The organism is Pandoraea sp. PE-S2R-1 (assembly GCF_002179865.1).
Classification (GTDB): domain Bacteria; phylum Pseudomonadota; class Gammaproteobacteria; order Burkholderiales; family Burkholderiaceae; genus Pandoraea.
Map to the genome: position 1 here is coordinate 1,127,758 of NZ_NGUR01000015.1, position 12,849 is coordinate 1,140,606.

The 12,849-nt window shown below is 61.4% G+C and carries 11 protein-coding genes; 7 read left to right on the forward strand and 4 right to left on the reverse strand.

Annotated features, from left to right (window positions below):
* Positions 1-76: 76 nt before the first annotated feature.
* The 3 genes from gyrB to dnaA all read right to left on the reverse strand — a co-directional run bounded on the left by gyrB (position 77) and on the right by dnaA (position 5,725).
* Positions 77-2,554, reverse strand: a complete 2,478-nt coding sequence (gyrB, locus tag CDV44_RS22520) for a DNA topoisomerase (ATP-hydrolyzing) subunit B (RefSeq protein ID WP_087690640.1) — start codon at positions 2,552-2,554, stop codon at positions 77-79.
* A gap of 176 nt (positions 2,555-2,730) precedes the next feature.
* Positions 2,731-3,837 carry a DNA polymerase III subunit beta gene (gene dnaN, locus CDV44_RS22525; protein ID WP_058376642.1) on the reverse strand — a complete coding sequence of 369 codons (1,107 nt, stop codon included), beginning with the start codon at positions 3,835-3,837 and terminating at the stop codon, positions 2,731-2,733.
* Positions 3,838-4,135: 298 nt separating this feature from the next.
* Entirely contained in the window at positions 4,136-5,725 is a 1,590-nt protein-coding gene (gene dnaA / locus CDV44_RS22530; protein WP_087690642.1) for a chromosomal replication initiator protein DnaA, read from the reverse strand.
* Positions 5,726-6,536: 811 nt separating this feature from the next.
* On the opposite strand from dnaA, the gene rpmH reads away from it, so the two are divergent.
* The 5 genes from rpmH to mnmE all read left to right on the forward strand — a co-directional run bounded on the left by rpmH (position 6,537) and on the right by mnmE (position 10,806).
* Positions 6,537-6,671: a 50S ribosomal protein L34 gene (gene rpmH, locus CDV44_RS22535; RefSeq protein ID WP_010806664.1), complete on the forward strand. Its 135-nt coding sequence runs from the start codon at positions 6,537-6,539 to the stop codon at positions 6,669-6,671.
* A gap of 59 nt (positions 6,672-6,730) precedes the next feature.
* Positions 6,731-7,174, forward strand: coding sequence for a ribonuclease P protein component (rnpA, locus tag CDV44_RS22540; protein ID WP_084656496.1), 444 nt, complete (start codon positions 6,731-6,733; stop codon positions 7,172-7,174).
* A gap of 79 nt (positions 7,175-7,253) precedes the next feature.
* Positions 7,254-7,610, forward strand: coding sequence for a membrane protein insertion efficiency factor YidD (gene yidD / locus CDV44_RS22545; protein ID WP_087690644.1), 357 nt, complete (start codon positions 7,254-7,256; stop codon positions 7,608-7,610).
* 24 nt (positions 7,611-7,634) lie between these two features.
* Positions 7,635-9,287: a membrane protein insertase YidC gene (yidC, locus tag CDV44_RS22550; protein WP_087690646.1), complete on the forward strand. Its 1,653-nt coding sequence runs from the start codon at positions 7,635-7,637 to the stop codon at positions 9,285-9,287.
* Positions 9,288-9,411: 124 nt separating this feature from the next.
* Positions 9,412-10,806 carry a tRNA uridine-5-carboxymethylaminomethyl(34) synthesis GTPase MnmE gene (mnmE, locus tag CDV44_RS22555; RefSeq protein ID WP_087690649.1) on the forward strand — a complete coding sequence of 465 codons (1,395 nt, stop codon included), beginning with the start codon at positions 9,412-9,414 and terminating at the stop codon, positions 10,804-10,806.
* A gap of 34 nt (positions 10,807-10,840) precedes the next feature.
* Here mnmE and CDV44_RS22560 read toward each other — a convergent pair whose 3' ends face one another.
* Entirely contained in the window at positions 10,841-11,779 is a 939-nt protein-coding gene (locus CDV44_RS22560) for an aminotransferase class IV family protein (RefSeq protein ID WP_249277655.1), read from the reverse strand.
* A gap of 140 nt (positions 11,780-11,919) precedes the next feature.
* On the opposite strand from CDV44_RS22560, the gene CDV44_RS22565 reads away from it, so the two are divergent.
* The gene (locus tag CDV44_RS22565) at positions 11,920-12,285 is read left to right on the forward strand and encodes a MerR family transcriptional regulator (RefSeq protein WP_087690653.1); all 366 of its coding nucleotides are present in this window, start codon (positions 11,920-11,922) and stop codon (positions 12,283-12,285) included.
* A gap of 205 nt (positions 12,286-12,490) precedes the next feature.
* Positions 12,491-12,838, forward strand: coding sequence for a hypothetical protein (locus CDV44_RS22570; RefSeq protein ID WP_087690655.1), 348 nt, complete (start codon positions 12,491-12,493; stop codon positions 12,836-12,838).
* Positions 12,839-12,849 lie beyond the last annotated feature (11 nt).

Consider the following 12,849-nt stretch of genomic DNA (forward strand, 5'->3'; position numbering starts at 1 on the left):
GGCAGATCCGCAGAACGCCTTCTCAAGACTATGGCGCCAGTCGCAGTGACGCTGGCGCCATACGTCTACAAACGCCTTAAACGTCGATATTCCCAGCACGCAGTGCATTCGACTCGATGAACGCGCGACGCGGTTCGACGTCGTCGCCCATCAGCGTCGTGAAGATGCCGTCCGCAGCAATCGCGTCTTCGATCTGCACGCGCAGCAGGCGGCGCACGGTCGGGTCCATCGTGGTTTCCCACAGCTGTCCCGCGTTCATTTCGCCCAGACCCTTGTAGCGCTGCTTCGACACGTTGCGCTCGGCATCGGCCATCAGCCACTTCATCGCGGCCTTGAAGTTCGCCACCGACTGCGAACGCTCGCCACGACGAATCGTCGCGCCTTCGCCGATCAGGCCCTTGAACGTCTCAGCCGTCTTCTGCAACTGCGCAAAGTCCGCCGATTGCAGGAAGTACGGATCGATCACGCTCACCTTCACGTTGCCATGGTGACGACGCATCACGCGCAGCGAAATCACCGGCTCCGCATTCTCGACGTCTTCCGTCACCGCCTTGATCGTGATCTCCGGCGCCAGCGGGTCGTCGCTCAATGCTGCTTCCAATGCCAGAGCCGACTTCGCTGCGGCTTCCTCAGTATCCAGACTGATCTCGACACCTTCGGTCACGGCGGTCAGCACCGACGCTTCGTACAGACGGCTCAGACGCTCGATCACGCTATCGGCCAACTGGTAGCTGCGCGTCAGCTCGCCCAGCGCATCGCCCGAAATCGGCGTCGCGCCCGTCGACGGCGTCAGCTCGGCATTGTTCATCGCCAGCTTCAGCATGTACGTGGCCAACTCGGCCTCGTCCTTGATGTAGCGCTCGTCCTTGTTGTGCTTGACCTTGTACAGCGGCGGCTGCGCGATGTAGATGTAACCACGCTCGATCAGCTCCGGCACCTGACGATAGAAGAACGTCAGCAGCAGCGTACGGATGTGCGCGCCGTCCACGTCAGCATCGGTCATGATGATGATGCGGTGATAACGCAGCTTGTCGATGTTGTAGTCGTCCTTGCCGATACCGCAACCCAGCGCGGTAATCAGCGTGACGATCTGCTCGCTCGAAATCAGCTTGTCGAAACGCGCCTTCTCAACGTTCAGCACCTTGCCGCGCAGCGGCAGAATGGCCTGGAACTTACGGTCGCGACCCTGCTTGGCCGAACCGCCTGCCGAGTCGCCCTCAACCACATAGATTTCGCACAGCGCCGGATCCTTCTCCTGGCAATCCGCCAGCTTGCCCGGCAAGCCAACGCCGTCGAGCACGCCCTTACGGCGCGTCATTTCACGTGCCTTGCGCGCTGCGTCGCGCGCACGCGCCGCTTCGACGATCTTGCCGCAAATGATCTTCGCGTCGTTCGGGGTCTCGAGCAGGAACTCTTCAAGCGCCTTCGCCACGTACTCTTCCACCGGCGCACGCACTTCGGACGACACCAGCTTGTCCTTCGTCTGCGACGAGAACTTCGGCTCCGGCACCTTCACCGACAACACGCAGGTCAGACCTTCGCGCATGTCGTCGCCGGTGGTCTCGACCTTGGCCTTCTTGGCCATCTCGTGCTCGTCGATGTACTTGTTGATCACGCGCGTCATGGCCGCGCGCAGACCGGTCAAGTGGCTGCCGCCGTCGCGCTGCGGAATGTTGTTCGTGAAGCACAGCACCGACTCGTTGTAGCTGTCGTTCCACTGCATCGCCACTTCCACGCCGATACCGTCGCGTTCGCCGATCACATGGAAGATGGTCGGGTGCAGCACCGACTTCGAGCGGTTGATGTACTCGACAAAGCCCTTCACGCCACCCGCGAAAGCGAAGTCTTCTTCCTTGCCCGTGCGCAGATCCGACAGGCGGATACGCACACCGTTGTTCAGGAAGGACAGCTCGCGCATACGCTTGGCGAGAATGTCGTAGTGGAATTCAACCTTGCCGAAGATCTCCTGATCCGCCAGGAAGTGCACTTCGGTACCGCGCTTGTCGGTATCGCCCAGCACCTTCAACGGCGAGGTCTCGACGCCATCGATGACTTCCAGCTCGCGGTTTTGCGGCACACCACGGTGGAATTCCATGAAGGACTTCTTGCCGTCGCGGCGCACCGTGAGCTTCAGGTACGTCGACAGTGCGTTCACGCACGACACGCCCACGCCGTGCAGACCGCCCGACACCTTGTAGCTGTTCTGGTCGAACTTGCCGCCCGCGTGCAACTCGGTCATCACGATTTCCGCAGCGCTACGCTTCGGCTCGTGCTTGTCGTCGAACTTGATGCCCGTGGGAATGCCGCGGCCGTTGTCGGTCACGGAGATGGAGTTGTCCGCGTGAATGATCACGTGGATGTCGTCGCAATAACCCGCCAGCGCCTCGTCGATCGAGTTATCCAGCACCTCGAACACCAGGTGATGCAGGCCCGTACCGTCCGACGTGTCGCCAATGTACATGCCTGGACGCTTGCGTACGGCCTCCAGACCTTCCAGGATCTGGATGGATGCTGCGCCGTAGCCGTTTTCGGCCTGTTTTTGCTGTTCGCTCATGACAATCTTCCGGTTACTGCGTCATTGCTGACGGTTTGCTGCTTCATGACCCTGTCGCTCCCAGGCACTTTTGGCACCCGGAGAGCGATTTATCCTGCAAAAGGATCATCCTCTAGAAACGCCAAAGGGGCGCTCGGCCCCTTCGCGCATGGCGGCGCGTGTAGCGGAATTTCCGCTTAAATGCGCATCGGCATCACGACGTACTTGAACTCGTCGTTGTCCGGCAGTGTGATCAACGCGCTCGAATTGGCGTCGCCCAGACTGATCTTCACTTGCTCGACCTTCAGGTTGGCCAGCACGTCGAGCAGATACGTGACGTTGAAACCGATGTCCACCGAGTCACCGCTGTAATCGATTTCGATTTCTTCGCGTGCTTCTTCCTGCTCGGAATTGCTCGCGATGATCGTCAGCAGATTCGGCGCCAGTGTGAAACGCACGCCCTTGAATTTGTCCGACGTCACGATCGCGGCGCGCTGCAACGAACGATGCAGCTCTTCGCGGCTGATCGTGAAGCTGTTGGCGTAGCCCTTCGGAATCACGCGCGTGAAGTCCGGGAACTTGCCCTCGACCAGCTTCGACACCAGCTCGACGTTCGCAAAACGGAACTTGACCTGGCTCGGCGCCACGTCGATCTGCACGGGATCGTCGATGTCTTCCATCAGACGTTGCAGTTCGAGAATCGTCTTGCGCGGGATGATCACTTCCTGCTTGGCAAACTTCTCGCCGGCAATCTTCGTGCTGCTGTACGCCAGACGGTGACCGTCCGTCGCAACTGCCTTGATCTCTTCACCATCGACCACCAGCAGCATGCCGTTAAGGTAGTAACGGATGTCCTGCTGCGCCATCGCAAAGTGCACCATCGCCAGCAACTGGCGGAACGTGCGCTGCGGCAATGCGAAACTCGCGGCGTAATCCTTCGCCTCGGCCACGGTCGGGAAGTCTTCCGCTGCCAACGTCTGCAACTGGAAACGGCTCTTGCCGGCCTGCACCGTCAGACGCTTGTCCGACAGCGAGAGCGCCACTTCGGCATCCGGCATGTTGCGCAGGATGTCGAGCAGCTTGCGCGCCGCCACGGTGGTCGCCACATCATCGGCGCCCGCACCGCAATCGGCGGTCGTGGTGATCTGGAGTTCCAGATCGGTGGAGAGGAACGAGATGTCCTGTCCGTGCTTGCGAATGAGCAAATTGGCCAGAATCGGCAACGTATGGCGACGCTCGACGATGCCACTCACAATTTGCAGCGGCCGCAGCAGATTGTCTCGTTGAGTTTTGACCAATTGCATATTTATCCTTCGTAGTAACTGTTAACGGGCGCCAGTTCCTGCTGATAACCCGAAGATTCCCTTACCAATCAATCGCTTGCAAAAGGGATAACAGGGCGGAAAACGCTGTGGATGATCGGGGGACGCAATGTGCGCCGATCCGCTATTGTGCCCGAAAACACGAATTGCCCCCAAACCGCTCCCAGCTTATCCACAGGGAAACGAGCAACCCCGCTCGCGCCCCGCCATGCCCCCCGGCATTGATGCTGCCGCCTACCTTTTGCCAATCTTTCGCCGACCCTTCGTCAGGCCTTTCCTTTTAGCCCTTGAGCGTCTGCTCCAGCACGTGCAACTCGTGGTTGAGTTGCGCATCCTTGCTACGCTCTTCGGCAATCTTGCGCACGGCGTGCAACACGGTCGTATGATCGCGTCCGCCGAACAGTTCGCCAATCTCCGGCAGGCTCTTTTGCGTGAGCTCCTTCGCCAGATACATCGCGATCTGTCGCGGCCGTGCAATATTGGCAGGCCGCTTTTTCGAATACATGTCGGCGACCTTGATATTGTAAAAATCGGCGACGGTCTTTTGAATGTTTTCGACAGAAATCTGACGATTCTGAACCGTCAGCAGATCTTTCAGCGCTTCTTTGGTCAGCTCGATCGTGATCTCGCGGCCATGGAACTTCGAATACGCCAGAATCTTGCGCAGCGCGCCTTCAAGTTCGCGCACGTTCGAACGCAGGTGCTTACCGACGAAGAACGCCACGTCTTCCGACAACCCCACACCTTCGGCCTGCGCCTTCTTGATCAGGATGGCGACGCGCATTTCAAGCTCAGGCGGCTCGATAGCGACGGTCAGCCCCGAATCGAAGCGCGAAATCAGGCGGTCGTCGATGCCGGTGATTTCCTTCGGATACGTGTCGCTCGTGATGATCACCTGCGCACGGTTCGCAATCAGCGCCTCGAACGCGTAGAAGAATTCTTCCTGCGTACGGCTCTTGCCCGAGAAGAACTGAATATCGTCGATCAGCAACAGATCCAGCGAATGGTAATAACGCTTGAACTCGTCGAAGGCCTTGCGTTGGTAGGCCTTCACCACGTCAGAAACGTATTGCTCGGCGTGGATGTAGCGAATTCGCGGGTTCTGCTTCTCGGCCAGCAACTGGTTGCCGATGGCGTGAATCAAGTGGGTCTTACCCAGACCGACGCCGCCGTACAGGAACAACGGGTTGTACGACGTGCCCGGATTGTTCGCGACCTGAATCGCCGCCGCGCGGGCGAGCTGATTCGACTTACCCGTCACGAAGTTGTCGAAGGTCAGCACCGGGTTGAGCTTCGAGCGCTCGTAAATCGATTCGACCTCATGGGTCTGCGCCGGCTCTTGCGGCGTGACGCGCCAGTTGCGACGCACGGCCTCGGCTTCGCTGGCTTCCAAATCGGGGCGCTCGCCATCGAGCGCCGTGCCGTCGGAGCCATTCGATCCATGCGACGCATGTGACGCATGTGACCCGTGCTGTCCGCCATGCGCACCGTTCATACCATTGGCGCCGTTGTTAGCGCCAGTCTGCGCGCCAACCGGCGTCGTACGAGCGGCCGGCGCCTGCGTGGCGGTCGGCGCCGGAGCGGGTGTAGGGGCAGGGGTGGACGACGGCACACGCATGCCGGCCTTCGGGTCGAGCACGAAAGTCACTTCGACCGGCTCGTTCCAGAAGTCGGACGCCATACTCTGGATGCGGCCCGAAAACTGGCTCTTCACCCAATCCAGCTTGAAGCGGTTGGGTGCACCAATTTTGAGCGTGCGCGAAGCCTCGTCGAAGTCGAGCGGCGCCAGCGGTTTGATCCACGTACGGAATTGCTGGGGCGTGAGCTCTTGCTCGAGACGCGTCGCGCAGTGTTGCCAGAAGTCGTTCATGCAGCGTGTGTCCAGGTGGCGCGAAGCCCGTCTGACCTGTCCGGCAGTGTCATTGACCGCACTATCCGATACATCCGATATGGGGTCAGAACACCGAAAACCAAGTCGTCACCCGCGCCGGCATTGGGTGCCGGGGCATAGCGGAGAGGCGACTGGCCGGTACCCGAGTCAGGCCGACGGCGCAATGCAGAAGACCGGCAAAGCCTTGCCATGGCGCTGCGCTCGGGCTCTCGTCGCGCGCTCGGCCGTGCTTCGGCGCGCGCAGACGACAAAACCCGGCGCGCTATCCACATGGCGGCGTCACCGGTACTCTGCTGGGAAAAAAATTGATGGGGGATTTTACCGCCAAAGCGTCGGCAAAGCGAGTTATCCACAGGAATGCCCACAGCACCGGCATCAGCAAGCGGGCGCGCCGCGTTAACCCGCTTGCGCTCGCACAATGGCTGCGCAAAACCCCGGCAATCGCGACGATTTGCCGCGACCCTTTGGATATCTTTTAACGACGAACCGGCCGATCGGCAGAAATTGATGTAACAGGCGATTTTCGCCAACAAATCAACGCCAAGTGGCGTCAGCGCGACAACCCCGGCCGCTATGGCGCGTGCCCGCCGTCCACGCGGACGCTAACCTATTGACACACAACGGAAAAGCCGATTAAATAGCGGGTTCGTTAGAAAGACAACCGGATTCTTATCCAACTCCCGACGGCTGGACCGTGCGTGAAAGTCCTTGAATACGCAGGTTTTCACGGTGTCCATGTGGCGTTTCACGATGCTGCTGCGCGGGAATTTTTTCACACAGTGAGTGCATCATGAAACGTACTTTTCAGCCTTCCGTGACGCGCCGCAAGCGCACCCATGGCTTCCTGGTTCGCATGAAGACCCGTGGCGGCCGCAAGGTCATCGCCGCTCGTCGCGCCAAGGGCCGTAAGCGCCTGGCCGTTTAATCGCGGTTCGGTCGTACCGCGGTTTGCGCGTCAAATCCGCAAGGCGCGAAGTCCCGGCATTGGGGTTTCCCAAAGCTGCGCGACTTCTCAAAACGGATGAGTTTTCATCCGTTTTTAGTTTGCGCCCTCTGCGTCGTAGCGCGCATTTCGTCTTGTACATGCGTCGGCGGGAAACTGCGCCTGACGTCACTCCGGATACCGGTGCTACGCCCGATGAGGGCCGCATCGGTATCGTCGTCGGCAAGAAACATGCGCCGCGCGCGGTCACTCGCAACCTGATCAAACGTCAGGCCCGCGAGATGTTCCGACAGCGCCGCGTGTCTCTGGCCGGCTGGGACTTCGTGCTGCGACTGACCCGGCGCTTCGACAAAGGGACGTACACTGCGGCGGCCGCACCGGTTCTGAACACGCTGTGTCAGACCGAGTTCGCGCAGCTCTTCGATGCCGCTGAGAAAGCCGCACGCAAGAGCCGCACGACGAGCGACAAGACGGAAGGTAGTTAGTCCCCACACGGTAGCGCCCGAACCCGGGCATGCGCCGCCCACCCGGCCCCCAAAGGCCGGACTGACAGGCGGAATCGAGATGCGAAGCGTGCTGTTGTTGCTCCTGCGCGGTTACAAGCTGGTGATCAGTCCCTGGCTGGGGAACCGTTGCCGCTTTCATCCGAGCTGCTCCGACTACGCACGCGAGGCCATCGTCGAGCACGGTGCCGGTTACGGCACTTATCTCGCGGCCAAGCGTCTATGCCGCTGTCATCCGTTTCACCCCGGCGGTTTCGATCCCGTTCCGCCGGCTCGACACGCCCGTCCCGCTCCCGACTCCTCCGCTGAAGGCACCGATAAGGCTGCCGGCAGTGATTCGTCGCGAGCAGAACGGTCTGTCTCGTCCAGGCCCGCGGCCGCATCGGCAGTCACGCGCCGCGCGCCGAGCCATTCCTGAGTTTCGTCCACCACGAGTTACCGCATGGACATCAAACGCACCGTACTCTGGGTCATTTTCGCGCTGTCTGTCGTGATGCTTTTCGACAACTGGCAACGCGCCAATGGCCATTCGTCGCTGTTCTTCCCGGGCGCCGAAGTCTCCACCCCGGCCGCCACAGGCGGGAGCGCGACCTCCGCCAACGACCTGCCGCAAGCCGCTAACGGCGCTGCGACGGGTAGCGCGCCGGGCAATGCGCCCGCCACTGCCGCTGCGCAGAAGGTACGCATCAACACCGACGTCTACGAAGCAGACATCAGCACGCAGGGCGGCACGCTGTCGTTCCTCGCGCTGAACAAGTGGCCGGACGCCGATGAGGCCGACAAGCACGTCGTGCTGTTCGACAACACCCCGAGCCATCAGTACTACGCTCGCACGGGGCTGATCGGCGGCGACTACCCGAACCACAACGATATCTTCACGATGGTGCCGGGCCCGACCACGTTGGAAGGCGACTCGCTGACCGTGAAGTTCGAATCGCCGGTCAAGGGCGGCCTGCAACTGGTGCGTACCTACACGTTCCATCGCGGCAGCTACGTGATCGACGTGTCGAACACGATCGTCAACAAGACCGACGCGCCGATCAAGCCGACGCTCTACATGGAACTCGTGCGCGACGGTCGTGAGATCAGCGGCGCGAAGTTCTCGCACACGTTCACGGGCCCGACCGTGTACAGCAGCGAAGACAAGTTCCAGAAGATCACGTTCAGCGACATCGACAAGGACAAGGCCAAGTACGCCAAACAGTCGAGCGACGGCTGGATCGGCATGGTGCAGCATTACTTCGCCACGGCCTGGATTCCGAAGGAAGGCGTGCCGCGCGACAACTACATCGGCAAGCTCGACAACGGCCTGTATCGCGTCGGCGTGAAAGAGCCGCTCGCGAGCATCCCGGCAGGCGGCACGCAAACGGTTGACGCACGTCTGTTCGCCGGTCCGCAGGAAGAGCACATGCTCGAGCAGATTGCGCCGGGCCTGGAGCTGACGAAGGACTACGGCTACTTCACCATCCTCGCCAAGCCGCTGTTCTGGCTGCTCTCGAAGCTGCATGGCCTGATCGGTAACTGGGGTTGGGCGATCATCGCCGTGACCGTGATCATCAAGCTGGTGTTCTTCCCGCTGTCGGCAGCAAGCTACAAGTCGATGGCGCGCATGAAGGAAATCACGCCGCGGATGCAGGCACTGCGCGAACGCTACAAGGGCGATCCGCAGAAGATGAATCAGGCGCTGATGGAGCTGTACAAGACCGAGAAGGTCAATCCGTTCGGTGGTTGTATTCCGATCGTGATTCAGATTCCGGTGTTCATCGCGCTGTACTGGGTGCTGCTGTCGTCGGTGGAAATGCGCGGCGCGCCGTGGCTGGGCTGGATTCATGACCTCTCGACGCAGGATCCGTATTACATCCTGCCGGTGCTGATGGCCGTGTCGATGTTCATCCAGACCAAGCTGAACCCGACGCCGCCGGATCCGATGCAGGCCAAGATGATGATGTTCATGCCGCTGATTTTCTCGGTCATGTTCCTCTTCCTGCCGTCGGGCCTGGTGCTGTACTACGTGGTCAACAACACGCTGTCGATTGCCCAGCAATGGTCGATCAACCGCATGCTTGGCCAGAAGAAGGAAAAGAAGGCGGCGTAGTAGTTTGAGAAATCCGGCATGCCCGGATTTCGCCGTCTGACGAACGAAGCCGCCCGCGAGTCTCTCGCGGGCGGTTTTGTTTGGTGCGTGTCAAAATGAGCCCTGTTTTTCGATGACCCGTCCTATGAGCGCAACCTCCAACGCCGCCCCGATTGCCGCCATCGCCACTGCCCCTGGGCGCGGCGGGATTGGCGTGGTGCGTGTGTCCTTCGGCAAGCATCGCGGCGACGCCGTTCAGGGTGTCATCGCACGACTCGTCGGGCAGCCGTTGAAACCACGCCATGCGTCGTATCTGCCGTTTCTCGATGGCGCCGGCGATGCACTCGACCGGGGGATTGCGCTCTACTTCCCGGGCCCGAATTCGTACACCGGCGAAGACGTGCTGGAGTTGCAGGGCCACGGCGGCCCGATCGTGCTGCAACTGCTCTTGCAGCGCTGTATCGACGAAGGTGCGGCGCTCGGTGTTCGTCTGGCGGAGCCGGGCGAATTCACGCATCGCGCCTTTCTGAACGACAAGCTCGATCTGGCGCAGGCCGAAGCCGTCGCCGATCTGATCGAAGCGAGTACCGAAGCGGCCGCACGCTCGGCCAGCCGATCGCTCGACGGCGCGTTCTCGCGCGAGATTCATTCGCTGGTGGATCTGGTGATCCATCTGCGCATGCTGGTCGAAGCGACGCTCGATTTCCCGGAAGAAGAAATCGATTTTCTGGAAGCGGCCGATGCGTTCGGGCAGCTCGAACGTATTCGCACGCAGTTGGCGCAGGTGTTATCGCAGGCCCGTCAGGGCGCGCTGCTGCGCGAGGGCATCAACGTGGTGCTCGCCGGGCAGCCGAACGTGGGTAAGTCCTCGCTGCTCAATGCGCTGGCCGGGGCCGAGCTGGCCATCGTCACGCCGATTGCCGGCACCACGCGCGACAAGGTGCAGCAGACGATTCAGATCGATGGCATTCCGCTGCACATCATCGACACGGCCGGCTTGCGCGAGACGGAGGATGAAGTCGAGCGCATCGGTATCGAACGCAGCTGGAACGAAATCGCGAAGGCGGACGCGGTGCTGCATCTGCTCGATGCCCGCACCGGCGTGACGGCGGAAGACGAGGTCATCGCCACGCAGTTGCCCAAGCACGTGCCGATCGTGCGCGTGTTCAACAAGACGGATCTGGCGAGCGAGCCCGCGACCGTGTTGCCGAAGGAGGGCACGGCGCCCCTCGGTGTCCGGCTGTCGGCGAAGGGCGGGCAGGGCATCGATCTGCTGCGCGCGGAGCTGCTGAAAATCGCCGGCTGGCAGGCGGGTAACGAAGGCGTGTTCCTCGCTCGCGAGCGGCATCTGACGGCACTGCGGGCCGCGCGTGAGCATGTCGAGATGGCGGACGCGCACGCACGGCAAAATGCCGGCGCGCTGGATCTCTTCGCCGAAGAACTGCGACTCGCCCAAGAACAGTTGAGCACCATCACCGGTGAATTCACTTCTGATGATCTGCTCGGCGTGATCTTCAGCCGGTTTTGTATCGGAAAGTAGGCGCCACGCCGTCTGCTGCCCATCGCAATGCGTGTCACGGCATGACGATCGGCTCGCGCGCGTAAGCCTGCGTCAGCAGCGCCAAGAAGTGCGAGTCGACTGGTATCGACACGTCGTCGATCCGATGCACCGCGACACCCGGCGTCCACGAGTTCATCACCACGGCACCGCGCATCGTCGGCAGATCGGCCAACGTGATCTCCTGCTCGCGCTGTGGCACGCCCAGCTCCGTTAGCTGCCTGCGCAAGATGCCCATGGTCGTGCCGCCCAACATCGCGGCCACCGGCCAGACCACCGATTCACCATCCCAGAACGCCAGATTCCAGATCGAGGCCTCGCTCAACCGCCCCGCGCGGTCTTTGAACGCCGCATCGTCGAAACCTCGCGCTGCTGCCTCTCGCAAGAACCATGTCTTGGCGACTTCGCCCACGTGCTTCAACTCGGGTAGCACGCGTTCGTGCTCGAACGTCGCGAGACTGAGTGATCCGGCCGGCCCTGCTCGTCCATTCCCCCCTGTCAGTCCAGTCCAAGCCGGCCCGGTGCGTACCAGCAGCCCCGGCACGGCCTCTGCGCCCGCGACAGTGAATTCCCCCTCAGGCGAATACACCGTCGCCACCAGCGACATCTCCGCAGGCCCTGCACGTAACGCCGCCCGCAACGCGTGCCTGATGTGGGCGTCCGGGAGCGCTTGTCCGAACATCTGCAACGACGCGTGCCGCAAACGCGCCAAATGCAAATCCAGTCCGCGCACGCCGCCATCACGAATCTGCATGGCGGTGAAGTGCGCGTATCCGGCGAACGCCAGCGGCGTCAACTCGGCGGCCGTTGCAGGGTGCGCTTCGGGAATCGACCGCTCGTCGGCATTCCCCCTCGATATCTGCGTGACGAATTGCCCGGACGTGTTCCCCGTCGCCGAGCGTGAACGCACTTCGCCCGTCGTGCTCTGCATCTCCTGCCTGCCTGTTGCTGCCATGTTGATCTCCCGATCTGGATGTCTTCATTCACGCGTCCACACATCGACGCCTGCCCAAAGGCTAAACTCTGACAGCGCTGTCAAGGTCAAGCGTTGATGCAGACCCCGCACGCGTCACCTCATCAAGGAATCCCAGAGCCATGCGAATCGGAGAACTGGCACACCGCGCCGGTGTGAGCGAGCGGATGTTGCGCTACTACGAACAGGAGGGGTTGTTGCGCCCGGCACGCACGGGCGCGGGCTATCGCGACTACGACGAGGACGACGCGCAAGCCGCACAACGCATTCGTGTGCTCAGCGCCGCCGGTCTCAAGATCGACACCATTCGCGTGCTATTGCCCTGCATGCGCGGCGATCAACCGTTATTCGAGCGCTGCGACGACATTGTCGATGCCCTTTCGCAAGAGGTGGAAAAGCTCGATCGCAAGCTCGATGAACTCACCGAAAGCCGACGTCTCGTGGCCCGTTATCTGGCCGATCTCAAGGCAACCGTACCCCGTCGCTAGATCGTGTGTTCATGCGGATCTTCGTAAAAAACGTAATGCTTTGAAACACTTCTAACAGGCACCGTAATTGCTACGCCGAGGGGACGGGCCTAGACTCCGAAGCGTCAACTCCAGGGCGTTGTCTCGTCACATCCAAGCGAAGTGCGACGCGCGTACGCGAGGCGGAATCCACCGCGCCGGGAGTCAGTTCTTTGAGGTCTGTGCCGTGAAACGTCTACCTGTTGTCCTCGGTTTCGTCGCCGTGGCCGCCGCGCTCGCCAGCAGCAGCGCATTTGCCTGGCGCGGCGGTGTGCGCGTCTGGGTCGGCCCCGGCTACTATCCGTACGCCTACCCGTATCCGTACTACTCAGCCCCGTATTACTCGCCGCCCGTCGTTGTCGTGCCGAGCCAGCCGCAGCAATATGTCGAACAACCGCAAGCTGCCGCACAACCCGGCCAACCCGGCGCTGGCAGCGACACCTGGTATTACTGCGACAAGGCCGGTGCCTACTACCCGTACGTAAAAACCTGTCCGGCAGGCTGGCGCGAAGTGCCGGCACAGCCGGCTAACTGATCGGGAGGCAC